This window comes from Tsuneonella sp. HG249, from assembly GCF_053819205.1.
Genome location: NZ_JBSOQY010000001.1, coordinates 1,364,368 through 1,391,185, shown reverse-complemented (window position 1 = coordinate 1,391,185; position 26,818 = coordinate 1,364,368). Strand labels below are relative to the sequence as shown.

Annotated in this window: 25 protein-coding genes and 1 tRNA gene; 7 read left to right on the top strand and 19 right to left on the bottom strand. The window is 65.5% G+C overall.

The window, feature by feature from the left end:
* Window positions 1–27 precede the first annotated feature (27 nt).
* From addA to ACWPM1_RS06960, 8 genes are all read right to left on the bottom strand, one after another.
* Complete coding sequence (gene addA / locus ACWPM1_RS06995; protein ID WP_455694119.1) at window positions 28–3,489, bottom strand: double-strand break repair helicase AddA; 3,462 nt, start codon at window positions 3,487–3,489, stop codon at window positions 28–30.
* Window positions 3,486–6,440: a double-strand break repair protein AddB gene (addB, locus tag ACWPM1_RS06990; RefSeq protein WP_455694118.1), complete on the bottom strand. Its 2,955-nt coding sequence runs from the start codon at window positions 6,438–6,440 to the stop codon at window positions 3,486–3,488. Before addB ends, addA begins: the two co-directional genes overlap by 4 nt.
* A 9-nt stretch (window positions 6,441–6,449) precedes the next feature.
* Window positions 6,450–7,145, bottom strand: coding sequence for a nucleotidyltransferase family protein (locus ACWPM1_RS06985; protein ID WP_455695135.1), 696 nt, complete (start codon window positions 7,143–7,145; stop codon window positions 6,450–6,452).
* Between the two features lie 20 nt (window positions 7,146–7,165).
* Window positions 7,166–8,140, bottom strand: a complete 975-nt coding sequence (locus ACWPM1_RS06980) for an aminoglycoside phosphotransferase family protein (RefSeq protein WP_455694117.1) — start codon at window positions 8,138–8,140, stop codon at window positions 7,166–7,168.
* Window positions 8,137–8,574, bottom strand: coding sequence for a tRNA (adenosine(37)-N6)-threonylcarbamoyltransferase complex ATPase subunit type 1 TsaE (gene tsaE / locus ACWPM1_RS06975; protein ID WP_455694116.1), 438 nt, complete (start codon window positions 8,572–8,574; stop codon window positions 8,137–8,139). The genes ACWPM1_RS06980 and tsaE overlap by 4 nt, the downstream gene beginning before the upstream one ends.
* Entirely contained in the window at window positions 8,571–10,910 is a 2,340-nt protein-coding gene (locus ACWPM1_RS06970; RefSeq protein ID WP_455694115.1) for an ATP-binding protein, read from the bottom strand. Before ACWPM1_RS06970 ends, tsaE begins: the two co-directional genes overlap by 4 nt.
* Before the next feature lie 37 nt (window positions 10,911–10,947).
* On the bottom strand, window positions 10,948–12,357 hold the full coding sequence (ahcY, locus tag ACWPM1_RS06965) for an adenosylhomocysteinase (RefSeq protein WP_455694114.1): 1,410 nt from the start codon (window positions 12,355–12,357) through the stop codon (window positions 10,948–10,950).
* Between the two features lie 150 nt (window positions 12,358–12,507).
* Window positions 12,508–12,981, bottom strand: coding sequence for an S-adenosyl-L-homocysteine hydrolase (locus tag ACWPM1_RS06960; protein ID WP_455694113.1), 474 nt, complete (start codon window positions 12,979–12,981; stop codon window positions 12,508–12,510).
* Between the two features lie 201 nt (window positions 12,982–13,182).
* On the opposite strand from ACWPM1_RS06960, the gene ACWPM1_RS06955 reads away from it, so the two are divergent.
* Entirely contained in the window at window positions 13,183–13,662 is a 480-nt protein-coding gene (locus ACWPM1_RS06955) for a redoxin family protein (RefSeq protein WP_455694112.1), read from the top strand.
* Between the two features lie 56 nt (window positions 13,663–13,718).
* On the opposite strand, the gene ACWPM1_RS06950 is transcribed toward ACWPM1_RS06955, so the two are convergent.
* The gene (locus ACWPM1_RS06950) at window positions 13,719–14,066 is read right to left on the bottom strand and encodes a response regulator (protein WP_455694111.1); all 348 of its coding nucleotides are present in this window, start codon (window positions 14,064–14,066) and stop codon (window positions 13,719–13,721) included.
* A gap of 283 nt (window positions 14,067–14,349) precedes the next feature.
* On the opposite strand from ACWPM1_RS06950, the gene ACWPM1_RS06945 reads away from it, so the two are divergent.
* Window positions 14,350–15,150 carry a phosphatase PAP2 family protein gene (locus tag ACWPM1_RS06945; RefSeq protein ID WP_455694110.1) on the top strand — a complete coding sequence of 267 codons (801 nt, stop codon included), beginning with the start codon at window positions 14,350–14,352 and terminating at the stop codon, window positions 15,148–15,150.
* Here the strand turns inward: ACWPM1_RS06945 and folE are convergent.
* From folE to ACWPM1_RS06925, 4 genes are all read right to left on the bottom strand, one after another.
* Window positions 15,131–15,739, bottom strand: a complete 609-nt coding sequence (folE, locus tag ACWPM1_RS06940) for a GTP cyclohydrolase I FolE (protein ID WP_455694109.1) — start codon at window positions 15,737–15,739, stop codon at window positions 15,131–15,133. The two genes, ACWPM1_RS06945 and folE, sit on opposite strands and share 20 nt — an antisense overlap.
* A complete protein-coding gene (locus ACWPM1_RS06935) occupies window positions 15,736–17,274 on the bottom strand; it encodes a phospholipase D-like domain-containing protein (RefSeq protein WP_455694108.1) in 1,539 nt (512 codons plus the stop codon). Before ACWPM1_RS06935 ends, folE begins: the two co-directional genes overlap by 4 nt.
* 122 nt (window positions 17,275–17,396) lie before the next feature.
* Window positions 17,397–17,473 (bottom strand) — tRNA-Arg (locus tag ACWPM1_RS06930).
* A gap of 46 nt (window positions 17,474–17,519) precedes the next feature.
* On the bottom strand, window positions 17,520–18,014 hold the full coding sequence (locus ACWPM1_RS06925) for a (deoxy)nucleoside triphosphate pyrophosphohydrolase (protein ID WP_455694107.1): 495 nt from the start codon (window positions 18,012–18,014) through the stop codon (window positions 17,520–17,522).
* A 6-nt stretch (window positions 18,015–18,020) separates the two neighbouring features.
* Here ACWPM1_RS06925 and ACWPM1_RS06920 point away from each other — a divergent pair, with 6 nt between their 5' ends.
* Both ACWPM1_RS06920 and ACWPM1_RS06915 read left to right on the top strand, forming a co-directional pair.
* On the top strand, window positions 18,021–18,203 hold the full coding sequence (locus ACWPM1_RS06920) for a Flp family type IVb pilin (protein WP_455694106.1): 183 nt from the start codon (window positions 18,021–18,023) through the stop codon (window positions 18,201–18,203).
* A gap of 114 nt (window positions 18,204–18,317) precedes the next feature.
* On the top strand, window positions 18,318–18,488 hold the full coding sequence (locus tag ACWPM1_RS06915) for a Flp family type IVb pilin (RefSeq protein ID WP_455694105.1): 171 nt from the start codon (window positions 18,318–18,320) through the stop codon (window positions 18,486–18,488).
* 70 nt (window positions 18,489–18,558) lie between these two features.
* Here ACWPM1_RS06915 and ACWPM1_RS06910 read toward each other — a convergent pair whose 3' ends face one another.
* The 5 genes from ACWPM1_RS06910 to ACWPM1_RS06890 all read right to left on the bottom strand — a co-directional run bounded on the left by ACWPM1_RS06910 (window position 18,559) and on the right by ACWPM1_RS06890 (window position 23,974).
* Window positions 18,559–20,043 carry a M48 family metalloprotease gene (locus ACWPM1_RS06910; RefSeq protein ID WP_455694104.1) on the bottom strand — a complete coding sequence of 495 codons (1,485 nt, stop codon included), beginning with the start codon at window positions 20,041–20,043 and terminating at the stop codon, window positions 18,559–18,561.
* Between the two features lie 102 nt (window positions 20,044–20,145).
* The gene (locus tag ACWPM1_RS06905) at window positions 20,146–21,093 is read right to left on the bottom strand and encodes an acetyl-CoA carboxylase carboxyltransferase subunit alpha (protein WP_455694103.1); all 948 of its coding nucleotides are present in this window, start codon (window positions 21,091–21,093) and stop codon (window positions 20,146–20,148) included.
* 9 nt (window positions 21,094–21,102) lie between these two features.
* The gene (locus tag ACWPM1_RS06900; protein WP_455694102.1) at window positions 21,103–21,981 is read right to left on the bottom strand and encodes a tyrosine recombinase; all 879 of its coding nucleotides are present in this window, start codon (window positions 21,979–21,981) and stop codon (window positions 21,103–21,105) included.
* Entirely contained in the window at window positions 21,981–23,843 is a 1,863-nt protein-coding gene (locus ACWPM1_RS06895; RefSeq protein WP_455694101.1) for a hypothetical protein, read from the bottom strand. Before ACWPM1_RS06895 ends, ACWPM1_RS06900 begins: the two co-directional genes overlap by 1 nt.
* On the bottom strand, window positions 23,840–23,974 hold the full coding sequence (locus ACWPM1_RS06890; RefSeq protein ID WP_455694100.1) for a hypothetical protein: 135 nt from the start codon (window positions 23,972–23,974) through the stop codon (window positions 23,840–23,842). The genes ACWPM1_RS06895 and ACWPM1_RS06890 overlap by 4 nt, the downstream gene beginning before the upstream one ends.
* Window positions 23,975–24,040: 66 nt before the next feature.
* Here ACWPM1_RS06890 and ACWPM1_RS06885 point away from each other — a divergent pair, with 66 nt between their 5' ends.
* From ACWPM1_RS06885 to ACWPM1_RS06875, 3 genes are read left to right on the top strand one after another with little or no spacing between them, the layout of a single operon-like run.
* The gene (locus ACWPM1_RS06885) at window positions 24,041–24,610 is read left to right on the top strand and encodes a shikimate kinase (RefSeq protein WP_455694099.1); all 570 of its coding nucleotides are present in this window, start codon (window positions 24,041–24,043) and stop codon (window positions 24,608–24,610) included.
* A complete protein-coding gene (gene aroB / locus ACWPM1_RS06880; protein ID WP_455694098.1) occupies window positions 24,601–25,716 on the top strand; it encodes a 3-dehydroquinate synthase in 1,116 nt (371 codons plus the stop codon). The genes ACWPM1_RS06885 and aroB overlap by 10 nt, the downstream gene beginning before the upstream one ends.
* Complete coding sequence (locus ACWPM1_RS06875) at window positions 25,713–26,483, top strand: cyclase family protein (RefSeq protein WP_455694097.1); 771 nt, start codon at window positions 25,713–25,715, stop codon at window positions 26,481–26,483. Before aroB ends, ACWPM1_RS06875 begins: the two co-directional genes overlap by 4 nt.
* On the opposite strand, the gene ACWPM1_RS06870 is transcribed toward ACWPM1_RS06875, so the two are convergent.
* Window positions 26,480–26,728, bottom strand: coding sequence for a hypothetical protein (locus tag ACWPM1_RS06870; RefSeq protein WP_455694096.1), 249 nt, complete (start codon window positions 26,726–26,728; stop codon window positions 26,480–26,482). The two genes, ACWPM1_RS06875 and ACWPM1_RS06870, sit on opposite strands and share 4 nt — an antisense overlap.
* Window positions 26,729–26,818 lie beyond the last annotated feature (90 nt).

Below are 26,818 nucleotides of genomic sequence, written 5' to 3'. Positions count from 1 at the left end.
TTCCGCCAATCTAGGCGCTGGCGCGGCTCACTCAACCGGTTGCGGCGGAAAGCTTTCCGAGATTGTGGACAAGAGGCTCTTGCGCGCCTCGAGCATCTCCGCCGGGATGGAAATGAGGATCGGCGTCTGAGTGTACAGTACCGCGGCGCAGATCTCGCGGCCGGGATAGATGACCTCGAGCGCGGCGGCATAGGCCGACATCTGCCGCAGCGTGCTCTCCGGCACATCCGCTAGACGGGCCGGTGGGCGGCGGGCGGTCTTGAAGTCGACCACCGTGATGCGCGCCGGTTCGATCAGCAACCGGTCGGCAGTGCCGGCGATGACCTGTCCACCTACGGTAGCCGCCAGCGGCACCTCCGCGAGCGCGGCGGGCGAGAACACTTGCGCGAAGCCCGGGTCCTGCAGAACAGCCAACGCGGAACTCAGGATCTGCTCACGGTCCGCGTCAGCAAGGTCCGCTGCCTGACGCGCCAGCCAGGCGCTGGCTGTGGCCAAACGCTTGCCAGGCTTCACATCGGGCAGGCGCTCAAGCAAGCGGTGGATGAGCACGCCGCGCCGGGCCGCCTCGCGGGCGGCGTCGGGCGGAAACGGCGGATCGGCGCCCTGTTCGGAGCCGGCGGAAGACGGCGCCAGCGGGCGCGGGGGCCGGGGCTCGGGGCCAATCGGCGTGACTGCCCACTCCGGCATTGCCACCGCCTCGGGCCCACCGTCGCTCCGTGCCGCCGGGATCGGGTCGCCCAGCGCACCCCATTCGCGCCGCGCTACCCAGATCGGGTCGGCGAGGTCATCTCCGCCGAACAACGGCGCAAGACGGGCGTACCACGAGTCTTCGGCGGGCTCGGTTTCCCTCTTTCCGAGCGCGCCGCCGATGAACAGCGCTTCCTCGGCACGGGTCATGGCGACGTAGAGCAGGCGCCAGTGCTCCTCGCGCTCCGCCGCTTTCGCCGCCGCCTCGGCATCGAGCACGGGCCCCGCCTTTTCGGTCTTCCGCAGCGCCGGAAGCGGGACCTTCCTCCCCTCCCCGCCGGGCAACTCTTCGAGCAGCGACAAGCCCCGGGCGCGCGACGTGTCGGGGTTGCCCGCCGCATCGGCGAGGATGACGATCGGCGCCTGCAGACCTTTCGAGCCGTGCACGGTCATCACCCGCACGAGCCCGCCACCGCCGGCGCTCTCGCGCTTCAATTCGCCCTCACCCGCGTCGAACCAGGCGATGAAGCCGGCCAGGCTGGGCGTATCTCCCGCCGCGTAGGCGGTGGCGGCGTTGAGGAGTTCGTCGACCGGGTCGTTCACCTCCCGCCCCAGGCGCGCGACGAGCGTCTTGCGGCCCTGCCACGGCCCCACGAGCATCCAGCGCAACATCGCTTGCGGCGGTTCGAAATCGGCGATGCGCAGCAGATCGAGCAGCTTCGCGGTCGTCCGCTGCTGGAGCGGCGCGCCACCGGTCCGCAAATGATCCCACAGGCGCCGCCCCCGCTCGCGATAGCCATGCTCGAGCAGGTCGTCCTGGCTCCAGCCGATCAGCGGACTGACCAGGAGGTTCGCCAGGCTCAGGTCCTCGAGCGGTTGGGCGGCGAAGCGCAGCGCGGCCATGAGATCCTTGACCCCGAGCGGCGCGCCGAGCCTCAGGCGGTCCACCCCTGCCACCGGCACCCCCGCCGCGTGCAGCCGCGCGACGACCAACCCGGCGAGCTCGCGGCGCTTGCGTACGAGCACCATCACGTCGCCCGGACCGGCGTTGCGGCCCCCGTCCTTGGCGAGCGGAAACCCGTCCTTCAGCCACTGGGCGACCTGATCGGCGATTCGGTTGGCCATCGCTCGCTCGGGTTCCGACAGCCAGTCTTCCGGGCCCTCGTCGGTCGGGTCATGCTCGCGCGCACTGACCGGGTGCCACAATGTGACGAGACCCGGCCGTTGGTAGCCTACGTGCGGCTCGACGAGATCTTCTGGTCCCAGTCCGAAGCTCTCGCGCCCGATCGTGTCGATCGTCGCGTCGACGAAGTCGAGCACCGGCTGCGAGGTGCGGTACGACCGCCCGAGACCGAGCGGCAATAGCGGCTTCACCGTGCGATCGTTCGCCGCCAGCGAATCGATCAGCTCCGCGTAGTAACGGCGGGCGGCTGCGAAGTTTTCGGGGCTGGTGCCCTGGAACCCGAAGATCGCCTGCTTGTAATCGCCGACCACGAACAAGGTGCGTTGAACCCCTTCGCGCTGCCCCTCGCCAGAGAAGAAATCGTCGGTCAGCGCCCGAACGATCGCCCATTGCTCGGCATTGGTATCCTGCGCCTCGTCGACGAGGATATGGTCGAAGCGCCGGTCGAGCTTGTAGCGGATCCAGCTCGAGATCGCCGGATTGCTCAGCAAGGCGGCGGCGCGGCGGATCTGGTCGTCGAAGTCGATCAGGCCCTCGCGCGACTTGGCCGCTTCCCATTCGAGCGCAAAGCGCCGGCCGATCTCGAGGGCCGGGACGACGAGATCCGCCAGCGCCAATAGCGCGCGCCGGTCTCGCAGGGTGGTCAGCGAGATGGCGACCGCCTCGGCATGCGCTGCGTAATCGGGGTCGTGCTTCTCGAGGCTCTTGAGCGACCGGACATCGCCCTTCTGCGTGAACAGCGCCGATTCAAGCGGGCCGGCTGCGGAGACCCTGCCCATCCCGCTCGCCGCCAGGAAGTCGGCGATCGCGGCGATCGTCGTCTGCGCGGTGGGCGTGCCCCAAGCCTCGTTCGCATCGAGGAGCCTGCGTAACGCGCCGCAGTCGAAGGTCCCGTCGGCGCAAAGCTCGGCGAGGCTGTCCTCGCCAGCATCCGCCGGAAGCCCGAAAAGCCGCATCACACGGTCGCGCATCGGCGGTTGCCAGGCCCCGGAGCCGAACCACATGTCCCGCGCCGCGGCACAACGCATCAACCACTGCGGAACCTCGGCCGGGCCCATTCGCTCGCTCAGCATCTCGACCGGGGCGAGCGCGGCGCTATCGCCCCGTTCCTCGGCGTCCGCCACCATCGCGGCGAGGACCTCGTGGGCGAGCAGGTCGCGGTCGCGATCCTCCATCGGCCGCGTGCCGGGCATGAGGTCGGCCTCGTCGGGAAACGCCGCCAGCAGCCATTGCGAGAAGGCGTGGATCGTATCGATCCGCAGCCCGCCGCCAGGGCAATCGAGCACGCTCGCGAACAGCGTCCGCGCGCGCTCGCGGGCGGCGGGGTCGTTCGGCGCGCCGATGTCGACCAGTTCCTTGCCGAGCTTGGTCTCTTCCAGCCGCACCCACCGGGCGAGGACGGAGTTTACCCGCTCGGCCATTTCGGCGGCGCCGGCCTTTGTGAAAGTGAGGCAGAGCAACTGCCCCGGCGCGACCCCCGGTCGGAGCAGGAGCCGCAGAACGCGGGCCGAGAGCACTTGCGTCTTGCCGGTGCCCGCCGACGCGGACAGCCAAACGCTCTGGTCCGGCACGACCGCTTGCGCCTGGTTACCCGCGAGAGGAAAGACCTTGCCGCTCACGCCGCGGGATCCTCGAGCCGGACCCACTCGTCGAGACGCATCAAATGATCGTAGGTATCATAACCCGGCGCATCGGGATTGAGCCGCGCGGTGAATGGCTCGGAGCCGAGGATCCAGCGGTCGAGCGCATCGTCGAGGTAACGCTCCGCTTCGGGCAGGAATTCGCTGGCCGCGATGCCCTTCTGCTTGCGACCTTCCAGGATCGGCGTTTCGATGTAGCCGAAATCGCCGTCCTTGTTCTTGCCGAGCGACCAGTATTCGAAGCGGCTCGCCGTGCCCCGAACCTCGCCGAAAGCGCCGCGCGCCACCATCAGTCCCAGCGTTCCCAACTGCAGCGCGTAGCCCTGCTGCACTTGTTGCCCGCTGGGCGGCCGGCCGGTCTTGTAGTCGACCACAGCAAACGTGCCGTCGGCGAACCGGTCCAGCCGGTCGATCCTTCCGGTCAGCCTGGTGCCGCGCCAGTCGAGCTCGCCCTTGGTCTCGATCAGCACCGGTACGCGCTCGGGCTCGGCCGCAATCCGCTCGGCCACCCAGCTGAGCGCCTTGAGCAGCCTCGGCCGCCACAGCGCCCGAGTGAGAGGGTGCGGGTTCATCTTCGCCAGCTGCTCGGCGGCCAGTTCATCGAGCGGACGCCCGGTCTTGTGCCAGTCTTCGAGGATGGCGTGCGCGAGTTCGCCTTGCCACGCCGGACTGGGCTCAGCGTCGAGCGCCTCCAGCTCGGGCAGGCGCAGGATGTTCGAGGCGTAGAACTGGTAGGGATCGGCGCGCAGGCGGTCGAGGCCGGTTACCGACAGCGCGATCCGGCGCTGCTCGGCCGAGGGCGCGGGCATCGGCTGGGGGTAGCGCGGAGCCGGCGGCGCGTCGTCGATCGCCGAGGCCATGCGCGGTGCGGCGTCTTCGCGGTGCGCTTCGCCAAGCTCGCCGAGCAGCGCCTGGACCCGCAACAGGAAGCGCGACGCGATCGCGGGCCCGCCTTCGTCCCGGCGCGAGCGACTGAGGACGACTTCCGGCGCGCCCATCGCGCTGGCGAGGTCATGCGCGTTCAAACCGATGCGGAAGTCGGCACCTGGCACCCCGAGCGCCCGCAGCACCGCCGGAGCCAGCAAGGGATCGGCCGCGGGCCGGGTCGGCCAGGTGCCCTCGTTGAGCCCGGCGGCGATCACGAGGTCGGCCCGGGCCATGCGGGATTCGATGAGGCCGTAGATCGCGACTCGCGGATGGCCGCCGTAAGGCGGTCTGACCGCCACGGCCTCCATCGCATCGCGCAAGGCCGCGTGAAGCTCTTCCGCCTTGAGACGGGTTCCCACCTCGCGCGCGTGCAGGCGAAGGTCCTCGACGAACTCGGCAAGCGCGCGGCCGTCCTCGCGGCTCCATAGCGCTCCCGCGGCGAAGGCTTCGCCGGCGGTCGCGAGCCGGTCCAGCCAGTCTGCCAATGGGAGGTCGACGGCATCGAGTAGCGGCGCTAGCGTCGCCCGCACCCCGCGCCACCAGCCGTCGACCCTGGCCGCCGTCGCGATCGCGTCGAGCGACGCGAGACCCGGCGCGGGGCGAGGACCGCGGAGCCGCCGGTCGAACGCGCGCAGGGCATCGAGCCACTCGGCGCGACCTCCCTCGATGCGTACCAGCGGGTTGCCGAGCACGGCCATCAGCGGCACCGGGGCGGCTCGTTGCGCGGCAACTTGCGCCAGTTGCAGAAGCAGACGCCCTGCAGTGGTTTCGGAAAGCGGGCGGCCGGCCGAATCGTCGGCGGCCAGGTTCCAGCGCGCGAGGTGCTCGACGACCCGCCGCGCCAGCCCGCGATCGGGCGTAACCAGAGCTACGCGCTTCGCGGGCATGTTCACGGCTTCGCGGATGAGCAGGGCGATCGCTTGCGCCTCGGCTTCCGGGTTGGCGCTTTCCATCAGCCGCACGCCCGCCAGCCGGCGCTTCTCCGGCGGCAGGTCCACCCACAGACTGCTGGCTTGCGGCGGCAGGAACAAGGCGGAGATCGCGTGGCTGCGCTCGGGCGAAGCTGCGGCGGGCCCGCGGCGGTGCCAGGGCTGCACTTCGGCCCGGTTGACGCCCATCCGGTTAAGCAGCAGCTTCAGGTGATACTGGGGATGCGTGACGGCATCGCTCGGCGCGAAAGGCGGATCGTCGGGATTGTCGCGCGCGCCGGCCGCGCCGAGCTCTTCCCACACCTCGCCGGGCATCGCCAGGTCGAGGTCCGGGACCACCACCGCACCGCGAGGCAGCTGACTGACGACCCGGAGCAACCGGGCGAGCGCGGGCGCGGCGCTGGTGACGCCGGCCGCGACCACCGGCGTGGCCGGCGGCGAAGCCTCCCACCGGCGCGCGGCATGCTCGAACAGCCGGTTGCGGCGCCCGGCCGCGTCGATCGTGCCGGTGGCTTCGAGTTCGGCGCGCCACAAGGCCTGGACCGCCGCGAACAGCTTGGATGCCTCGATCCAGTGCGCCGACTGGTCGAGCATCGCCTCGATAACCCGCGGTTGCCATAGCTCGTCGGGCGCGATGTCTTCGACCAGCAGGCGGTCCATCGTGCGCGCGAACTGCTGGGCCAGCTTGAGCAGCGCGGCGCCGCGAGGGGGCTCGCGCCCACCGAGCGCCGCCATCGCCTCCGGGATCAGAGCCGCCAGCCGCAGCCATCGACGGGTCGGCTCCACAGCGGGGGGAATGTCGGCCGCACCCAGCGGATCGAGCAGGGTGCCCAGCGTCTCGTCGAGGTCGAGGTCGCCGACCACGGCCATGCGCGGCATGAGCAGGCCGCCACCCGACGCCCGGACGAATGCCTCCTGCAACGTCCGCGCGGCACGGCTCGAGGGAAGCAGGAGCGTCAGCCTGGCGAGGCCGAAGTCGGGCTCGGCGTACCGCGGGATCAGCCCGGCAACAAGGGCATCGGCAAACCCGCGGTGGGCCGCGATCGAATGGACTTGCGGCCCGCGCTCGCTCATCGGAAGCGCTCAGCCACCCGCCAGCGCCTCCTCGGTCGGCCTGATGGCCTCGGGCGTGCCGACCTCGAACCACTGGCCGGTGAAACCCGCGCCGTAGAGGCGCCCCTCCTCAATCGCTCGCTCCCAAAGCGTCATGGTCCCGAACGGCCCCTCGGGAGCGTCGCGCAGCAGCCGGTGCGAGACGAGCTGGATGCCGGTGTATATGAACGGCGCGATCCTCCCGGGTTTGCGGCGCGACAGGCGGCCCAGCGCATCCATGTGGAAGTCGCCTGCTCCCCGAAAGTTCATCGCCCGCGAATGCGGCACGACCAGCAGCAGCGCATCCATCAAGTCCGGATTCCAGTGCGCGGAAAGGTCCGCGAACGCGTTGCGCGGACCGTCGAGCCAGATATTGTCGGCGTTGAGGCAGAAGAAAGGGTCCGGCAGCAGGCCTGCTTTCAGCGCTTTCATCATACCGCCGCCCGTTTCGAGCAGCTGTCCACGTTCATCGGACACTGTAACAGCCGGAATCGAGCGCTTCATTACATGCGTTTCGAGCGGCTGGGGCAGGTAGTGCACGTTGACCACCGCCTTCGCCACGCCCGCTTCCGCCAGCCGGTCGAGGGCGTGATCGATCAGCGGCTTGCCCGAGACACGCACCATCGGCTTGGGCTGGCTGGCCGTCAGCGGCCGCATCCGTTTGCCAAGACCGGCGGCCATGACCATCGCGGTGTCGCTGGCCAGCGTCACGCGATCGTCCCGCCGAATTCGTCGCGCAGGCGCCGCGGAATGTTGGCATCGAACCACCCCGCCACCGACGCCAGCGCCGGATGCGCCAGATCGCGTTCCATTGCCGCCCAGACGCGAGGGATCATCGACAGGTAACGCGGTTTGCCGTCGCGCTTGTAAAGACGAGAGAATATGCCGACGATCTTGGCGTTCCGCTGCGCGCCGAGCCGCGCGTAATCGGCTTCGAAATCGGGCCCGGCGTCGACTTGGGATTGGTAATGGTCGAGCATGGCCCGCTCCAGATCGGGCGATATGTCGCGGCGTGCATCCTGCAGCAGGCTGACGAGGTCGTAGGCGGCATGCCCGACCAGCGCGTCCTGAAAATCGATCAGGCCCTGCTGCCCCTGGGGCAATAGCATGATGTTCTCGGCGTGATAGTCGCGCAGAACGGTCACGCCCGGATTCTGGCGGGCGAGCAAAGGTTCGAGAGCCTCTTGCCAGGCAGCTACGTACCCTTCCCCATCGACTTCCAGGCCCACTGCCGGGCAATACCATTCGGGAAGCAGGCCCGCCTCGCGCTGGTAGACGTCCATCTCATACCGCGCGAATGGGCCGGGCGGCTTGCGATGAAGCTCCACCAGCGCGTCGATGGCCGTGCGGTAAGCGCCGAGTTCCTCGTCCGAATGCACGTCGAGCCAGTCGCGCATGCGGTCGTCGCCAAAGTCTTCCAGCAGCACCCAGCCTTCACCTGCATCCGAGGCGAAGATCGCGGGGGCATGCAGACCGTGCTCGGTCAGCCACTCGGCGACGTCCAGGAACGGCTGCGGGTCCTCGTGCGGGGGCGGCGCGTGCATGAGCATGCCCCTGCGTCCGTCATGTTGCACCCTGAAGTACCGCCGGAAGGAGGCGTCGCCCGGAATCGGCTCGATCGTGGCCTCGCACCATCCGGCGCGGTCGAGGAAGTCGGTGAGGCCGGCGGGCAGCGCATTCATGGCAGGCGCCCTAGCCAATCCGCACCGGGCTGGACAATCGCCACCCGCCCTTGCCCACGGGTTTCCAACGTGATTTTCAGGCATTGCGGCTCATGATCGAAGCCGCCGGCGTTCTCCGGCCACTCGGCCAGCAGCACCGCGCCTTCGCGATAGTCGTCGAGCCCCAGTTCCTCGGCCTCTCTCGGATCCTTCAAGCGATAGAAATCGGCGTGCACGAGCGGCAGATCGAGATGTTCGTATGTCTCGAGAATGGTGAAAGTCGGCGAGGGAACTTCGCCCTCGTGCCCCAGCGCGGCAATCACCGCACGGGCCAGCGTCGTCTTGCCCGCACCGAGCCCGCCCGAGAGCGCCACTACGTCCCCCACCCGCAATTGCGCCGCGAGGCGCGCGCCGTAAGCAATCATCGCTGCGAGGCCTGGAAGATCGATCGTCACGGCAGATGGATTGTTGCGAAGGTTCCTTCCCCTCGCCGCGAGACGATTTCGAGGGTGCCGCCGTGGGCCTCCACCAACTGACGAGCCAGAGGTATTCCGAGGCCCTGGCGGCGTTCTGCCTTCCCGTCGACTCCCGTGTGCAGCCCCTCAAGAGCTCGACGCAACTCATCGCGCGTCATGCCTTTTCCATTGTCCGAGATGACTATGCGCACCCCGTCGTTCTTGCGGGAGAGATCGACGAGGAGCTTGCCGCCGTCCGGTGTCGCGGCAATCGCATTGTCGAGAAGATGGCCGATCGCGCGGCCGAGTTGGCGCGGGTCGGCCTCCACTTTAGCCGTCCCTCCTCCTCGGAGATCTAGGCTGAGCCCAGCGCCGACGATCGCCGCCTCGCGATCCCTCACGATTTGGGTGACAAACGGCAGAAGGTCGAGCTTCTCTTTCGCCAGCGGCAGTAGCCCAGCCTCGCTCTGCGACAGGTCGAGAACGTTTTCGACCTGACCGGTCAGGCGCTGAACCGATTCGATGATCGCCGCCACATAATCGTGCTGCTGAGGCGTCAGGTCGCCGGCAACGCCTGCCTCGAGCAGTTCCGCGAATCCGCTGATAGAGGTCAAGGGCACCCTGAATTCGTAGCTCATGTTGGCGAGGAAGCGGGTCTTGACCTCGTCCGCGGCCTCAAGCGCCTGGGCGCGCTCGCGCAAGGCATCCTCCGCCATCTGAGAGTCGGTGATATCCAGCACCGTGAGTAACCCGTTGCCATCGGGAAGCGGGACGCCGGCAATCTCTAGCGTGCGCCCGTCTGCCAGCGCGACCCTGCCGCCTGTCTGCTTGCGATCGAGCGTCGCGCCGCGGACGACATCACCGATCCCCTTGCCTTGCTTGGGGTTGTCCAGCAGCGGCGCAATCTTGGCGACCAGTTCATCGGCAGTCGGGTGGCCCTCCAGCTGGTCCTGAGGGAGGCCCCAGGCCGCGGCGAAGCGGCGGTTCCACAGCTGGATATGACCGTCGGGCGCGAACACCGCGAGCGCCTCGAACAGGCTGTCGAACGTCGCCGTTCGCGTCCTTAGCAGGGTGTCCCGGGTGGCCGACAACGCGAGGCTCTCAGTGCGATCTTCGGCGATCAGCACCAATCCGCCATCGGGCATGGGCTGGGCCACGATGCGGAGATGTGTGCCGTCGCTGAGCGGCCAGGCTTCTTCGACCGCGTCGTCGGCCGAAAACCACTCTGACCGCTCGGCGCGCCATGTCGGAAAGTCGCGCACTTCGGGCGTGCGGCCCGCCTCGCGCGCCTCGCGCAGCAGACGTTCGAATTCGAGGTCCTCGTTGGCACCCGGGCGCATGGCGAAAATGCGCCGAAACGGTTGGTTGGCCGATACGAGCTTCCGGTCCGGCGCGAACTGCGCGACGCCTACGGAAAGCTGATCAAGCATCTGGCGCTGGGCTTCGCGGAAGGCCCTGAAATTGCGCGCCTGTTCCTCCATCTCCTCGATATCGACAGCGTAGCCGGCGACGCCTTCGTCACCCAAGGGTAAGTCACTGACGCGCAGCGAGCGGCGTTGCCCGTTGATGGTCGCGGCCACCACTCGCTCGATCGGAGCCTTGCGTTGCGCCGCTTGCCCGGCGATCTGCGCCGCGCTTAACCCGTCGACCGGCTCGACCAGTTCGGTCTGGGCTTCCACCACCGCTTCGGCGCTATCTCCCGCCACCGCACGTACATATGCCTGGTTGACCAGTTTCAATCGGGAATCAGGCGCGCGAAACCACATCGGCAGCGGCGCCGCTTCGATCAGGCCGACGAGTGCGGCGAAGTCGCCCTCGGCGCGCGCCGCATCGGCGCGGAGGCGAGCGAGCTCGCTCTCGCTTTCCGAGAAGTCGAAGATCCAGAGCAGCGCCGAACCGCCCGGCGAGACTTGCGGGTCGGCGAGCACTCCACGTACCGCGAGGCTCCGTTGGGAACCCGGCGGCGTCAATGCCATACGGAATGGCGCGGCGGTCTTCTGGGTGCGGCTAACGTGGTTCGAGAGTTCGGCGAGCTGGTCCCCGGACAGCCCCTTCCCACCCTTGCCGCTCGAAAGGTCGCTGAGATACTCAGGAAGCCTTGGTAATCCAAGCCAGCCGGCCAGCCGTTCGCTGCCTTCAATACGGCCGTCAGCGCGTACGATCAGTGGAATGGCCGGGGCCTCGTCGATGAGGCGCGCCATTCGCTTGGCGGCCTTGCGCGTCGCCTCGGCGCGGCGGCTCTTGCCGCTGGCAGCGATGATCACCCACGCGGCTCCCGCAACCCAAACAGCCAGCAACAGGCCGATGAGCGCGAGAGCGGTGGGGTTTAGTTGCATGCGCGGTCAGCTATGCGGGCGGCCCGCGCGATGCAACTCAGTAACGGTAGTGATCCGGCTTGTACGGTCCGGTTACCGGCACGCCAATGTAGTCGGCCTGCCGCTGGCTGAGTTGCGTTAGCATAACGCCAAGCTTCTCAAGGTGCAGCGCGGCGACTTTTTCGTCGAGGTGCTTCGGCAGCACGTAGACCTGATTCTCGTACTGGTCCGGGTTTGTGAACAGTTCGATCTGGGCCAGCGTCTGGTTCGTAAAACTCGCGCTCATGACGAAGCTCGGGTGACCCGTCGCGCAACCCAGGTTCACTAGCCGTCCCTTGGCCAGGATGAGGATCTGCTTGCCGTCGGGGAAGGTGACCAAGTCCGTTCCCGGCTTGATTTCCTTCCAGTTGTAGTTGTCGAGTGCCGAGATCTGAATCTCGCTGTCGAAGTGGCCGATGTTGCACACGATGGCCATGTTCTTCATCGCTTTCATGTGCTCGGCGGTGATCACATCCTCGTTGCCGGTGGCGGTGACGAAGATGTCGGCGCGCTTCACCGCCTGTTCCATCGTTACGACCTCGTAGCCTTCCATCGCCGCCTGCAGCGCGCAGATCGGGTCGATTTCGGTGACCATCACGCGGGCACCGCCGTTGCGGAGCGAATCGGCACTGCCCTTGCCGACGTCGCCGAAGCCGGCGACACAGGCGACCTTGCCGGCGAGCATGACATCGGTCGCGCGGCGGATTGCGTCGACCAGTGATTCCTTGCAGCCGTACAGGTTGTCGAACTTGGACTTGGTAACACTGTCGTTCACGTTGATGGCGGGGAACGGCAGCTTGCCCTGTTTGGCAAGGTGATAGAGGCGGTGGACCCCGGTGGTGGTTTCTTCCGAGACGCCCTTGATGGTCTTCACCGTTTCGGTGAGGTAGCCCGGACGGGCCTTAGCAAAAGCCTTCAGCGCCCGCTGCATTTCGATCTCTTCGGCATTTGTAGGCTCGGGCATGGTTTCGCCCGCTTCCAGCCGCGCGCCCCACAGGGCGAACATGGTGGCGTCGCCGCCATCGTCGAGGATCATGTTGGCGGTGGTGTCGCCCCAATCGAAAATGCGACCGACATAATCCCAGTAGTCGGCGAGGCTCTCACCCTTGATCGCGAAGACCGGAACGCCGCTCGCCGCGATCGCAGCGGCCGCGTGGTCCTGGGTGGAGAAGATGTTGCAGGTCGCCCAGCGCACTTCGGCGCCGAGCGCTGTCAGCGTTTCGATCAGCACGGCCGTCTGGATGGTCATGTGCAGCGACCCGGTGATCCGGGCACCCTTGAGCGGCTGGGCGCTGCCATACTCTTCGCGCAAAGCCATCAGCCCGGGCATTTCGGTTTCGGCGATGGCGATCTCGTCGCGGCCATAGTCGGCAAGCTTGATGTCGGCGACGACATAATCGCGGGTCAGGGTCTCGGCGGAAGTGGCCACGTGAACTCTCCAGATTCGGAATGGCGCGCCCCTAGCGTCCACGAAGGCGGATGGCAAATATAAAGCTTCCTTTATATGTCGATCCTAGCACGCAAAAAGAAAGGGCGGCTCCTTGCGGGACCGCCCTCTCCAAAGCTTTCAAAAAGGGCGTTACTGGCTCGAGGCGAGCTTCGGTGCCGCTCGTGGAGCCGCGGCAAGGGCCTCGTCGGCCGCTGCCACCAGCCGGAGGTGATCGCGTGTGCCGGCCAGTTCCCTTGTCATTGCCTTAAGTTCGCCGCAGCCGAGCCAAGGATGGCCCTGGCCATAACTATTGGCCATCCCCACGCTAATGCTGTCGAGCGCCTTCCTGGTCCGGGCCGGTCCCATGCGCGCTGTGTAGTCCGCCTGCAAAGAACGGAAGGCGTCCTGCATCAGCGGATTGTGGTTGCTTGCAAATCGCTCGTAATCGGGCTGAAAGTTGTCGGCCCCGAACCGGCAGCGCAGCGACGTCACCATCAGCATAATGTCGAGTTGGCGAAGCTTGCTTGCGTCGTTCGGCGACACCGCTGCCGCTGCCGGCTGCGAAACGGCGGCAAGTGCCGCCGCTCCGGCCGCAACGGCCGCGAATTTGTTGAATTTCCCCATGACCCCAGTGCTCCCTATTGCAGACCCACCCCGTCCGCTGTCAGCGGGCACCCCTGCCCGCCTGTGGGAAGACTGATCCAGAATCGTTTACCCGGAATTAAACGACCAGAGTGAAGCCGATTTAACCAAGTCGCTGGGCCCTTGCGCGGGGCGTTCGCAGCGCTATCTCCGCGCCGAGTTGGAAGCGAAAGGATCAATGGGATGACGATCAACGTGGGCGACCGGTTGCCGAACGTGAAACTGGTCAAGGCGACGGAAAACGGGCCCGAGGCGGTTCAGAGCACCGACTATTTCGCAGGCAAGAAGGTGGCGCTGTTCTCTGTGCCGGGCGCGTTCACTCCCACGTGCTCCGCACGGCATCTGCCGGGATTCGTCGACAAGGCTGACGACCTCAAGGCCAAGGGCGTGGACGAGATCGTTGCCACGGCGGTCAACGATCCCTTCGTCCTGGGCGCCTGGAACAAGGCTTCGGGCAGCGAAGACATTACCATGCTGGCCGACGGCAATGGCGAATTCGCCGAAGCTCTTGGGCTTACGATGGACGGCTCGGCGTTCGGCCTTGGCAAGCGGGGCCAACGCTTCTCGATGATCGTCGAGGACGGTATTGTAAAGGAACTCAATGTGGAAGCGCCGGGCGACTTCTCTGTCTCGAGCGCGGAGCATATGCTCGGCCAGCTTTAAGTCCAGCCACCGAATGGAATGGCGCCGGATCGCTTGCCAGCGGTCCGGCGCCTTTTTCATTCCGCAAGCAATTGGCGAACCGTGGCGAGCAATTCTTCCACTCGGAAGGGTTTGGTTAGAACCGCCACGCCGCCTACCCCATCGGCTTTGGCGAGCGCAGCCTGGTCGGCGTACCCCGTGATAAAGAGGATCGGCAATTCGGGCCGAGATTCCCGCGCGGTATCGGCAAGCTGACGGCCTGACATTCCGTCCGGCAATCCCACATCGGTAACAAGCAAGGCAATATCCGAGCGCTCAGCAAGCATCCTCAGGCCGTCTTTGCCGTTTGCCGCTTCCACACACGAATAACCCGCGTCTGCGAGCTCCTCGAGCACGGTCATCCGTATGAGTACCTCGTCGTCCACGACGAGAATCGTTCCGCCTGATGTCACTGCCGCGCCCCCGAAGAATGGGCCTTGCGTAACACACCTGCGTCGATTGCGAACCGATCAATTCCGGGCGATCCTCACCCGATCGAAACCATTTCTCGATAGCGCCAGCGGCGTGGACCAAGCCGCATCCCTCGATCTCCATCCGGGAAGATCTTCAGCAGTGCGACGATCGCGTTCGTCGCCTCTCGTCGCTGTCATCACCGCAACACTCGCTTTAGCCGCGGTCGCCGCATTCATCATAATCGTCGCCGCGGGTATGCATATCGAGGTTGGTGGCTTCCTCCGCTTCGTCCTGCTCGCGGCGGCCATGCTCGCCCTCGCCGGCTGGTGTTGGCACCGATATCCCGACAAGCGGTTAGCCCACTCGGCTGGGATCGTCGGAGTGGGCACCATCGCGCTCATGCTTTGTGGAATTATTTCCAACGCAGGTTTGCGGCTGGGCGCTCCCCTCACCGACGAAACCTTGGCCGCAGTGGATGCCGCCATGGGCCTGCACGTCGATGAGACCGTGCGGTCGATGGCACAACATCCCTCGCTCATCGATGCGCTTGCTTCGGCCTACAACGCTTCGGGGGTCCTCGTGGTCGGGCTTATTGCTCTGGCCCTGATTTTCGACGCGCCGGCCAAGGCGTGGGAGTTGACCGGCACCGCGGTGATATCGATGCAGGCGGTGGCTCTTTTGTCGATCGCAATGCCAGCCGTTGGAGCGATGACTTTCCTGGGAATGGGCGACCTGCAAGGCGCTGGACTGCCCGCGGGCGCAGGCATCTATCACCTGGAAGCTTTCTCTCACTTCCGCGGCGGCCCAAACGTGCTGCGGTTAGCCGACCTCAATGGGCTGGTCACTTTCCCCTCGTTCCATACGATACTCGCCTTGCTTGCCACTCAAGCGCTGTGGGACACGCGCCTGCGCTGGCCGGGAGTAGCATGGACGGCGGGAGTGATCGTTTCGACTATCCCGATCGGGGGGCACTACGTGGTCGACCTTGGGGCCGGCTTCCTGGTCTGGCTGGCGGCCGCGACCATCGTCCGCCGATTTAATATCCCATCAGCCTAAGCACTTCGCTGCGGCTGCGCTCGTCGTCGAGGAAGCAACCCACGAGTTTACTGGTGACCATCGTCACCCCCGGCGTGCGCACCCCGCGCGCGGTCATGCAACTATGCGCGGCCTCGATCACCACTGCCACTCCATGGGGACGCAGGTGCTCATAGATGCAGTGCGCTACCTCTGCCGTGAGACGTTCCTGCACCTGCAGTCGCCTTGAGAAGGCGTGCAGCACCCGCGCCAGTTTCGAGATACCGACGACGCGATCGGTCGGCATGTAGGCAATCGCCGCCTTGCCGATGATCGGAGCCATGTGGTGCTCGCAATGGCTCTGGAAAGGGATGTCCTTGAGCAAAACGAGCTCGTCGTATCCGCCGACTTCTTCGAAAACACGCGACAGGTGGGAGGCCGGATCCTCTCCATAACCGAGGCAGTATTCCTTCCATGCGCGGGCTACGCGCTTGGGAGTGTCCCGCAGGCCCTCTCGCGTGGGGTCGTCGCCCGCCCACTCGATCAAGGTGCGGATGGCCGCCTGCACCTCTTTGGGCACCGGCACCTTGCCATCGTCGACGTCTTCGTCCGGGCCCACAAAACTGCTCATCGACGAAACCTCTTCCTCGCCCGCGCCCACGCGCGTCTGACCCGGCTGCCCTGCTTCATCAGCCCGCCCTTGGCAAACGGTTCGAACATTTCATCCGGCCGCTCAGGATCGAGCAATTGCGAACCCGCCAGCGTCTCTTCGATCGCGCCGACTTCGGGCGGAAGAAAGCGCCGCAACTGGCGGCTATTCTTGCGACCATGCGTCTCGATCAGCCTGAGCATCGAATCGTCCGCTTCGAGTAGCCGGGCGACTTCCGCCTCTTCGAGGCCGCAATGTTCGGCCAGGAGCGAGCGCCGTAGCGCAGCTATTCCATCGCAAGCATGGGCGTTGCCGGGCCTTGCGCAGTCAATGAACACGTCACACTCGGAATCGAGCCCCATTGAGCGGTTGTTCCAGTTCGCCGAACCGATGCGGAGAATCTGGTCATCGAAGATCGTCAACTTCGCATGAACATAAATCTTGCTCTCGCCGGTGTACGGGACGAACAACCCGAAACGCTTCTTGTGGTCGATTTGCTCGATCGAATGGAGGAGGCAGTTGCGGGCGTGGTCCATCGCCTGTTGCTCCAACCACCCGTCGGCGGCGTCCGGTTGAACGAGCACGAACTCGGGCGGGTCGTCCTCTTGCAGCCGCGCGCTTATCGCCTCCGCTATGCGAGGTGAGGTGAAATACTGGTTCTCGGAGTAGATGAACCGCTTGGCGGATGCTATCTGGTCAAGCAGCAAACGTTCGACCTCGCGCACCTCGGGCTGGCCATCATACTCAGCACTCGTTCGCGAGATGCCGATCTCTACGTTTTCGAACTGGACGGGAAAATCATCGGGCCAGAGGCTTTCGCCTGGAATCTTAACCGAACCGAGCGCCTCGCCACCGGCTCGCTTCCACCGTTCGCGACTGAGCAGGCCGAGCTGGCGGGCGGCCTCGCCCTCCATCATCATGGTGGCATCGTGCCAGGGGCGATACTTGCGCCCGTGGGGCCGCCGACGCCGGCGATCGTGCTCTTGGTGTTGCCGCGTGTCCCATCGGTCCATGGTCATGTCGATGCCGCCGCACACCGCCAGCTTGTCGTCAAGCACAGCGATCTTCTGGTGATGCGAACATCCAACCGGATGATGATTATCGAAGTTGAACGTGATGCTCTTGTGCGTGCCCATGCGCAGCACATCCACAATCATATAGCCGCGCGTGACGAACTGGAAGACGCCCAGCCCCCACTTCAGGATGCCGATTTCCAAGCCCTTTCGGTGCCGCGCCAGCCAGATGAGAAAACTGCCCAGCCGGCGGGGATATTTGCGGCGGAAGGGACGGCTGAACCAGCGGCGACCGACGGCCAGATGGATACGGGTGTCGAAGTCCCACCCAACCAACATGATCCGGTGACGCGTTTTGAGCATCGCCCTCTGCATCAGAGCGAAATAGTCTTCGGCATCCACGATCACGGTTGCACGATCCACGCGCGCGAACCGCCAGACGCCCGGCTCGGTCGAGCCGTCGTCGAATTCGGTGACGTCCGATGGTTGGCTTCCGTCGGCCAAGTTCCCCCCTTTGCCCCTTCGGGTCTTTTCAGGTGAAACAGGTTAAGCTTGCGGCGGTTCCGCGCAAGGTCTCGGCCAGAATCACATCGGGCCACCCCCTAGCGGAAATGGCCCGATGTAATTGGCGCGCCCGGAACGATTCGAACGTCCGACCCTCAGATTCGTAGTCTGATGCTCTATCCAGCTGAGCTACGGGCGCGCGTTGGAGGGCGGCACATAGGGACGGGGCGAAAGCTTGGCAATCCCTATCGCTCGCCTCTTTGCAGACCCGATAAGAGCGCCAAATCGAGCGGTGGAAGCGGCAGCTCGGCGATTTGCTCGAGCGAGAACCACCCGATGGAGCTTCCTTCCTCTGCAACGGGCATCCCCTCGAAATCGGCAACTCTGTAAAGCAGGATGACAATGCCAGGATCGCCAGCTGCCGGCTGGCTTTCGGCGAAGGCGGCCGGCGCGAGATTGGACGGCGAGACGGTGATCCCTAGCTCCTCGTTAAGCTCGCGAATCAGCGCTGCGCGCGGGCTTTCCCCCTTCTCTACTTTGCCGCCAGGGAACTCCCACAGGCCTCCATGCTGCTTGCCTGCCGGGCGTCGTTGGACAAGCAGCCGCCCATTCTTGTCTGAGAGTGCTCCAGCAACAACTACAATCCATGTCGGATTCTTTTCCAACTGCGTTCTTCCCGGAAACCTTTTCTTAACCCGGCGCGTCCAAAACCGAACCGTCAGGCAGTATTTGACGGACAAGAACCAATGCCGATGCGCAAGATCCTAAAGGCGATTGCCAGCGACATTTCGGGGGCCACCGCCGTCGAATACGGCCTGATCTTGGCGTTGATTTTCCTCGCCATGCTCGCGGCTGTCCAAAACTTCGGCAACACTTCCATAGCAATGTGGAACGGTGTTGCCAGCAAGATGGCGGAAGCATCGAAGTAAGGTCGGATCGATTAGGAATTTCTCAACTACCGATCCGTATCTCACACAACAGCCCGACGCCGTGATTTGGGTGCGGCCAGGGCCGGGTAGCGAAGACTGACCAGGAGACGTCACATGCAGTTCATCAAGAATCTCGTCCGCGACGAAGCGGGCGCCACTGCCATCGAATACGGCCTTATTGCTGCTCTGATCGCGGTTGCCGCGATCGCCGCCATGCAGGGCCTTGGCAACCAGCTGAGCACCACCTTCGGGAAGGTCAGCACCGAGATGGCGAAGGGCAACTAAGCCTTTCTTCCAAATCGACAACGAGGGCGGCGAGAGCGATCTCGTCGCCCTTTTTGTTGCGCGCAGTTTGTCAACGGCCGCGGACGACCACCTTCACCTTCTGACCTACCGCCAAGCTCTGGTTGGCGCTCAGTCCGTTGAGCACACGAAAACGCTGCTCCTGCGCGTTGCTGTATGCCATGCGTGCGGCCAGCGACTGCACAGTATCGTTCCGGCCGACAGTGACCACGTCGATCACGCGCGGTATTACCTGACCGGCCTCGCTCGCCGTGATACGGCGCAGCGAATTGAACATTGGCGTAAACACGCTCGAACGGCCCGCTTGGGTTATCCCGATGAAGTGATACGCCTGGCTGTTCGAAAACTCGTAGGCGAACACCACTACGTCGACCTGGCCGTTGCCCGAGTTTACCCGCGATATTCCGTACATCGCCGGCAGTCCATTGACCGTCGTTCGCTGAAGCGTCTGGGGTGCGATCTGTTGTTGCTGGCTTAGCCCGGCGAAGGCTTGCCGCACATAGTTCTCCAAATTGCCGTTATAGGCCCCGGTGGTGAGCTGCGCTTGCCCGCTCTGGCCGTTGATCGAGACCGCGCGCGTACCGTTGACCATGTAGAAGCCGCTGGGCGCGGTGAACGTCAGGCGCAGATCGGGGTGGATGAACTGGCGGCCTTCGATGACGCCCTGTGCCGGGTCGTCGCCGTAGGTGAGGCCGTCGATACGCGCCAGGAAAGTGTCGCGATTGGTTAGACCGGTCACATTTCCGGCGAGCGAGTTCGCGTTCCGCACACGACCGGCGGGATCGGGGTGGGTCGAGGCCCACTCGGGTATCCTGGCGTCGTTGCGGCCCTGAAGCGAGGCATCGAGCGCGTTCTGCATGGCCAGGCTTGTGAGCACCGTCGCCATCGCATGCGGATCGTAACCGGCGCTGCGCAGATACTGAATGCCAAGCTTGTCGGCCTCCAGTTCCTGGCTGCGGGAGAATTTGAGAGTCAGCATCTGCGAAGTCTGCGCGATGCCCTGCGTGAGCAGTTGTCCGACCTGGCTGTTGCCGAGCACCGCACCGGCCAGAACCTGCCCCAAGACACCGAGAATCGAGTTCCTGGTGGCCGCCTTCTGCCGCCGCTGCGAGTGGCGGGCCGCGACGTGCCCCACCTCGTGGCCCAGCACGCCCGCAAGCTCCGCCTCATTGTTCATCAAACCGACGAGCTGGCGGGTGGTGTAAACATACCCACCGGGGATGGCGAAGGCGTTATTGACCGAGCTGTTGAGCAGGGAGACGGTGAACGCGTCGCGTGCGCCTGAAAGTCCGGAGCGCACGGCGATGTTCTTGCCCACGTCGGCGACATACTGCGCTTGAGGACCGGTCATCGCGCCCCCGAATTCCTGCAGTAGCTGCGGGTGCGCTTCAGCCCCCTGCCTGGCTTCGGCCGCGGAGATGGAAGTCGCGGTCCGGGCGGTCTGCGCTTCGGCGGTGGTCGCGCAACCGGCGATCACGATCGAGGCGGCTCCCAGCATCAGCGCGCCCAGGCGCGCGTGGTTGCGATGAGCTGTCATTGTATTCTCCAAGGCACGAGCGGCGACCCACCGCACGCCGCGGTTTGTTTTCTGGCCTTGGAAACCCGCAGCTTGCGGGCTTGGTTCCCTTGCAGGCCGGCCTCAGCCCGCGCCGAGGCGGAGGAAACGTTCTTCGCGCAACCGGCGTACGTCGTGGCTAGGGAGGCCAGCGAGGGCATCGAGTTCCTCGCCGATCGCATCGCCGAGGGTTTTAGCCATCGCCCGTGGATCGCGGTGCGCGCCGCCGACAGGCTCGGGGATGATGCGATCGATCACGCCCAGCCTTTCGAGCTGTTGCGCAGTGACCTTCATGGCCTCGGCCGCCTCGGGCGCCTTTTCGGCCGTGCGCCAAAGGATGGATGCACACCCTTCCGGGGAAATCACCGAGTAAACAGCATGCTCGAGCATAAGAACACGCTCCGCGCTCGCCAGCGCGACCGCACCACCGGAGCCGCCCTCGCCCACGATAGTCGCCACCATCGGTACTGGCAAGGCGAGGCAAGCTTCCGTCGAACGGGCGATCGCTTCGGCTTGGCCGCGTTCTTCCGCCTCGATGCCGGGGAACGCGCCCGAGGTATCCACCAGCGTCACCACGGGCAGGCCGAAGCGCCCAGCCAACTCCATCAACCGGGTCGCCTTACGATACCCCTCCGGCTTGCCCATGCCGAAGTTGTGGCGGATGCGGCTCTCGGTGTCGTGGCCCTTCTCATGACCGATCAGCACAACCTTGCGTGTGCCCAGCTTCGCGAGCCCGCCCATGATTGCTTGATCGTCGCCGTAGAGGCGGTCTCCCCCTAGAGGTATGAAGTCCTCGAAGATGTGTTCGATATAGTCGCGGAAATGGGGGCGGGCAGGATGCCGCGCGACCTGCGTTTTCTGCCAGGGAGTGAGCGAGCCGTAAGTCGCCGCAAGCAGCTCGGCGCTTTTGGCTTCCAAGCGCGAAAGTTCCAGCGTGATGTCGACCTCGTCGCCCGCCGCCGCCTCGCGCAATTCGGCGATACGTCGATCGAGCTGGGCCACCGGCTTCTCGAATTCGAGATAGGACTGCATCGCGCGGCGCTAGTCGGGTGCGGCGCCGCGCGCAAGCGGGTGCCGTTCGTTGACCAGGGCCACCAGCCGCGCCGACTCGACGTGAGTATAGATCTGCGTGGTGGCGATGTCGGCATGGCCCAGGAGGGTTTGCAGCACGCGGAGATCCGCCCCGCCCTCCAGCAGATGGGTGGCGAACGCGTGGCGAAGGACGTGCGGACTCACTCGCTCCGGCGCTATCCCCGCCCTGGCGGCCAGGCCCTTGATGAGCTGGAACAGTCGCACCCGGGTTATGTGCGCGCCGCCACGCGAAGGAAACAGATACCTCCCGTCCGGACGCGCCGCGAGCCAACGCGACAGGGCTGTTCGAGCCCGACCGCTGATCGGGACCATTCTCGCCTGGCCACCTTTGCCCATGACGGTCACTAGCGGTGCATCGCGCGGAACGGCGGAACGGGGCAACGAAACCAGTTCGGTGGCGCGCAAGCCCGAGCCGTACAGCATCTCGATAAGCGCGAGCATTCGCACGCTCTCGGGGCGATTGCTCGCGGTCTCGTCTTCTGCTTGGGAAAAGAGGGCTCTTATCTCCTCGTGGCTGAGAATCTTCGGCAGCGGACGCCGGGCCGCCGGCTGCGGAAGGGCACCGCTCGGATCATCGTCTCGCAACCCCTCATCAAAAAGGAAACCGTAGAACTGCCGCAAGGCGGAAGACTTTCGCGCGACACTCGAGGGGGCAAGCGCGGCCCAGATTACGGAAAGCCTTCCCAGCGCCTTTGCATCGGAGGTCGCCAGGTCTCCGACTGCTACCTCAGCCTGTTCGAGATCTCGGCGGTAGGCGGCCAGGGTATTTACCGCCGCTCCCCGCTCGGCGGCGAGCATGGCAAGAAACTCGTCGACCGCCGCGGACATCAGCCGCGCGCGACCGCCTCCGCAGCGATCATTCGCGCCTCCGCTGACAGGCCCACCCGATTGAGTGCCGAGACGATGTGGTAGAGGTGGCGGGCGGTCATCCGTTCCCAGCCTTCTCCCTGCATCCCAAGCCCGGCGAGGAACGCCACGAGAGCTTGGTTGTCCACCGCTGCCGCAGCAGCAATTGCCCGAGTCCAGCGCGTTTGCGAGGCGAGACTCATGCCGAGATCCGCTGAGTAACCGGCGACGTCATCCTGGTCCATTCGACCCAGCCCGGCCAGACCGGCTACCAGAAACTGCGACCGGCGTTGCTCGTCGCTCGAATCGTCGCCGATGAAGTCGTCGATCGCGCTTGACGACACGGGCTCGCGGTTCGGAGCGGCAAAGACCAGCTGAGCCCAGGCGACGCTACCTTCGGGCACGGCGGCGGACCAGCGTAGCGCGTCCCGTTCGAGTCCGGCGGCGAGCATCGATGCGACGAGGGAGCCGGCATCGCCCTCCAGGTCCTCGCTCGGTTCGACCCGCGCCGCGGCGTAGGCGGTCAGCACGAGGCGCGCATAGTCGATCGCGCCTCCTGGCCCGCCCAGCCCGTTCCAGACGTCGCGGATCGCCGCGAGGCGGGCAGCGCCGTCCGCGCCGACGTAGGCCTGCCGCAGACGCTCGGCTACGGTAGCCACTGGGCCCTCGATCTCCTCTTCGCCGTAGAGTTGCGAATAGAGGTCGATCATCGCCGCCGACGACAGGATACCCTCACGCACGGCAACCTCAGCCGCTGCAACACGCTGTGGAAGGGAGAGCATCGGCGCCGTCGCCGATACCCGGCTGTAGTACGGGGATGCCTTATCGAGCAGGTTCTCCGGCACCGGCTCTCCAACGGCATTGGCAAGGGCAAAGCGCATCGGGGTGAGCTCTTCAATCCCCTTCCACTCGATCGTGACCGCGCCCCGTCCCTGCCCGGCTGCGCCGGCGAAACGCTGCGCGAGGAGAGCATCGATGTTGGGAGCGTCGCCGCGATAGCGCATCCTTTCAAGGTCGTTCTTCGCCCGCGCCGCTTCACCTGAATAGGCATTGCAGATGCCTTGCAGCAGCTTCCAGTTGCCGTCTTCACGGCGGTCCCCCTGCAGCTTCACAGCCGGACAGGCTCCGACGAGGTCTGCGGTGCCGATGTAGGCATCGAGCGCGGCGCCGGTCAGCATGGGGTTCCAGTTGGCGGTGTCGATGTCTTGCGCCAAGGCCCGCGCCGCGGCGAATTCGCCCATCGCATTAAGTGCCGCCACCCTCAAAGCGGCAAACTCCACCGGATCCATGCCGCGCGGCGCATCCAGCCGGCTGGCAAGCGCCCGTCGCAACAAAATATGGCCCCAGCGCGAAACCAAGGGGCGCGATGTGCCGCTGAGCGCCGCCCGAACAAGCGACGCCGGTTGATTTGCGAGGGAACGTGCGGGCAGACCGCCTTCCGATGGCCCCAAAATCCCCACTTGAAGCAGTGATCGCCGCGCGCCGGGCGGGATGTCGACCTTCGGCTTGAGACCAAGCAGTTCGTCTAACTCGTCGGTGGACATGCGTTCCAGCTCTTCGAGCGTCGGCAGCTTGCCGTCGAAGTTGGTCAGGTCAGCGATTGGGCTGGCGGCGGCCCCTCCACCACCCGCGCCCGGAATCGGTTGGATGACCGGCACCGACGTCGAGTTGGGCTGTGGTTGGGCCGGCTGGCCAGAACTCGTCGGTCGGGGCGACGGACTGGGTGCCGGAGCCGGGTCGTCGAAGCCCGGCGGAAGCAGATCCTCGGGCGCGTTCTGCGCCAGCGCGAGGCCCGACACCAGGGCCAACGCCGCCGCGCCTCCGATCAACATCGTACGCGTCACTGCACAGTCTCCGGCACAGCAACGGGCTCGGCGATAGGGTGCAGCGGCTCCTCCCCGCCGTCGATCCACGCATAGACCAGCAGCAGCACCACAATCGCGCCGGCGATGTGGTTGATACGCCTGCTTCGCATCGCCGAAGATTCCAACCCGGTTCCCATTCTTGCACGTGCCCTAGCCCATCTATAGGCGAGGCGGCAATGCACTCCGCCAGCCCGATGCAAAGCGACGCAGCCATCGCCGCGGTCGCCCGCCGGATCAACCGGCCGGTCGTGCTGGTCGGGCTTATGGGCGCCGGGAAATCTACCGTGGGCCGGAAACTCGCCGCCCTGCTCAACACCGATTTCGTCGACGCCGACGAAGAGATCGAGCGTGCTGCGGCGATGAGCGTGGCGGAAATCTTCGAGCGGTTCGGCGAGCCCTATTTTCGCGACGGGGAGCGGCGCGTTATCGCCCGGCTCATTGAAGAGCGCCACGGAGTGATCGCCACAGGCGGCGGAGCCTTTGTAAACCCGCAAACGCGGGCCTTGGTGCTCGAACAGGCAATCGCGGTATGGATCGACTGCGAGGTGGAGACTCTCGTCGCCCGAACAGGACGTCGAGCCACCCGTCCTCTGCTCAAGAACGGCGATCCAGCCGAAATACTCGCCCGCCTGCATGCCGAGCGCACGCCCTTCTACGCCAAAGCTCCAATCCGGGTGAACAGCCGCGACGGCCCCCATCGCGACACCGCAGTCGAAATCATCGAGGCAATCGATCGATGGCTGTAATCCCCGTCGCGCTGGCCGGGCGCAGCTACAAGGTGCATATCGGTCGCGGCCTGCTCGAACAAGCAGCCGAGCATTCGCGCGACTTCGTCCGCGGCGAGCGGGTTGTCGTCGTGGCCGACCGAGACGCGTGGGACTTTCACGGAACCCGCTTGCAATCGGCGTTCGCTGCAGTTGGCCAGGACACCGCGATCCACTTGGTCGAGCCGGGCGAGCCATCCAAGGATTGGGCCGGCCTTGCCAGCCTCTGCGATTGGCTGCTCGCTCAGGGAGTCGAGCGGGGCGAGAACATTTTCGCATTCGGAGGCGGGGTAGTCGGCGACCTGACAGGCTTCGCCGCGGCGATTCTCAAGCGTGGGTGCGGCTTCGTTCAGCTTCCGACGACCCTACTCGCCCAGGTCGACAGCTCCGTAGGCGGCAAGACGGCCATCAATACGCGCGCAGGCAAGAACCTTGTCGGGGCCTTTCATCAGCCATCACTGGTCTTGGCCGACCTCTCCACGCTCGACACGCTTCCCCCCCGCCAGCTCCGCGCAGGCTACGCCGAAGTGCTAAAGTACGGGGTTCTGGGCGACCGCGGCTTCTTCGATTGGCTTGCCGACAACGGCGCCGCCGTTCTTGCACTTGAGGACCCCGCGCTGGAGCGGGCCGTGGCCACCAGTGTGGCCATGAAAGCGGGCATCGTTGCCGAGGACGAGCGCGAGACCTCGGGCCGTCGCGCCCTGCTGAACCTGGGACACACATTCGGTCATGCCTTCGAGGCCGAAACAGGCTTCTCGGACAGGTTGCTGCACGGCGAAGGCGTCGCGCTCGGCTTGGTGCTCGCCGCCCGCTATTCCGCGCGACGCGGGCTGATTAAGAACGAGGAAGCCACTGCCGTGGCGCAGGCGGTCGATGCCGCGGGTCTGCCTTCAGAGATCGCCGAGCTGGGGCTAGACTGCGACGGTGAGCGGCTGGCCAACCACATGCGGCACGACAAGAAGATGGAGGGGGGCACTTTGCCGTTCGTCCTGTTGCGGTCGATCGGCGAGGCCTTCCTGGCGCGAGATGTCGAACTTGCCGATGTCGCGGCGTTTCTGGATGAGCAACTGAAGGGCACGGCGACGTGACCCGCTTCGTCGATCTCTCGATCCCGCTCACCAACGATGTCGTGTCCGACCCCGAAGTCATGCGCCCCCAGATCACCTACATGACTCACGAAAACACCTGGCAGCAAATTGCCATGTTCTTTCCAGGACTTACCAAGGGCGATCTACCCGACGGCGAAGGCTGGGCGGTCGAGCAGATCACGCTTTCGACGCACAACGGCACGCACATGGACGCGCCGTGGCACTTCCACTCGACAACCGACAGCGGCGCCAGCCCTGCCCCCAGCATCGACGAGGCGCCGCTCGACCGGTTCTTCCGGCCGGGCGTGAAGCTTGACCTCAGCCACCTGCCGCACGGGCACGTGGCGAGCGCAAATGATGTCAATGAAGCGCTTGATCGGATCGATTACCAGTTGAAGCCGCTCGATATCGTACTTGTCCAATCAGGCGCAGTGTATGGAACGGCCAACTTCACCGATCAGGGGGTAGGCATGGGCGCGGAAGCCACGCTGTGGCTGACGGAGCAAGGGGTCGAGGTCGTCGGCACCGACGCCTGGAGCTGGGACGCGCCCTTCAGCCATACCGCAAGGCGCTGGGCGGAAAGCCGCGATCCGTCGATCATCTGGGAAGGCCACAAAGCGGGGCGAATCCGGCCCTATTACCAGATCGAAAAGCTTACCAACCTCGCCGCGCTGCCAAGCCACGGCTTCACGCTGAGTTGCTTCCCGGTGAAGATCGAACGCGCCAGCGCGGGGTGGATTCGCGCGGTGGCGCTGATGGACGACTAGGCGGCCGGGCGAGAGCGCAGCGGCGATACATTGGCGGCTGCATCGCGCATCATCTCGTCATGTTCCTTGAACAGGCGATCGAGATCGTCCCTGCGGCTCAGCAGGATCTGCGCAATCCCGGGAGCCAAGCTGTCGCCGTCGCCGATACGCCCCAGCAATGCCGACAGATCGCTGATCGTCGCTTCGTCCGGGGTTTTGAAGAAGTGGCCACGGCCATCGAAGAAACCGGTACCCTTGTGAGCCATCTGAGCTCTCCTCGCGAATCCGGCAATGAGGTCCGGACCGGGGCAGAATCTCGCTAAGCGGCGCCGAGAGCCAGAGCGTTTACCACGATT

Excerpts from the sequence above, each read along its gene's own strand:
- ACWPM1_RS06980 (WP_455694117.1), bottom strand. The coding sequence starts at position 8,140 with ATGAATGCGCTGCCCGCCGGCCTCACCGACTTCCTCGACCGCGCCGGA.
- ACWPM1_RS06910 (WP_455694104.1), bottom strand. The coding sequence starts at position 20,043 with ATGACAGCTCATCGCAACCACGCGCGCCTGGGCGCGCTGATGCTGGGA.
- folE (WP_455694109.1), bottom strand. The coding sequence starts at position 15,739 with ATGAGCAGTTTTGTGGGCCCGGACGAAGACGTCGACGATGGCAAGGTG.
- ACWPM1_RS06955 (WP_455694112.1), top strand. The coding sequence starts at position 13,183 with ATGACGATCAACGTGGGCGACCGGTTGCCGAACGTGAAACTGGTCAAG.
- ACWPM1_RS06885 (WP_455694099.1), top strand. The coding sequence starts at position 24,041 with ATGCACTCCGCCAGCCCGATGCAAAGCGACGCAGCCATCGCCGCGGTC.
- ACWPM1_RS06915 (WP_455694105.1), top strand. The coding sequence starts at position 18,318 with ATGCAGTTCATCAAGAATCTCGTCCGCGACGAAGCGGGCGCCACTGCC.
- ACWPM1_RS06900 (WP_455694102.1), bottom strand. The coding sequence starts at position 21,981 with ATGTCCGCGGCGGTCGACGAGTTTCTTGCCATGCTCGCCGCCGAGCGG.
- ACWPM1_RS06960 (WP_455694113.1), bottom strand. The coding sequence starts at position 12,981 with ATGGGGAAATTCAACAAATTCGCGGCCGTTGCGGCCGGAGCGGCGGCA.
- ACWPM1_RS06970 (WP_455694115.1), bottom strand. The coding sequence starts at position 10,910 with ATGCAACTAAACCCCACCGCTCTCGCGCTCATCGGCCTGTTGCTGGCT.
- ACWPM1_RS06945 (WP_455694110.1), top strand. The coding sequence starts at position 14,350 with ATGCATATCGAGGTTGGTGGCTTCCTCCGCTTCGTCCTGCTCGCGGCG.
- ACWPM1_RS06905 (WP_455694103.1), bottom strand. The coding sequence starts at position 21,093 with ATGCAGTCCTATCTCGAATTCGAGAAGCCGGTGGCCCAGCTCGATCGA.
- ACWPM1_RS06920 (WP_455694106.1), top strand. The coding sequence starts at position 18,021 with ATGCCGATGCGCAAGATCCTAAAGGCGATTGCCAGCGACATTTCGGGG.
- ACWPM1_RS06870 (WP_455694096.1), bottom strand. The coding sequence starts at position 26,728 with ATGGCTCACAAGGGTACCGGTTTCTTCGATGGCCGTGGCCACTTCTTC.
- addB (WP_455694118.1), bottom strand. The coding sequence starts at position 6,440 with ATGAGCGAGCGCGGGCCGCAAGTCCATTCGATCGCGGCCCACCGCGGG.
- ACWPM1_RS06985 (WP_455695135.1), bottom strand. The coding sequence starts at position 7,145 with ATGGTCATGGCCGCCGGTCTTGGCAAACGGATGCGGCCGCTGACGGCC.
- aroB (WP_455694098.1), top strand. The coding sequence starts at position 24,601 with ATGGCTGTAATCCCCGTCGCGCTGGCCGGGCGCAGCTACAAGGTGCAT.
- ACWPM1_RS06890 (WP_455694100.1), bottom strand. The coding sequence starts at position 23,974 with ATGCGAAGCAGGCGTATCAACCACATCGCCGGCGCGATTGTGGTGCTG.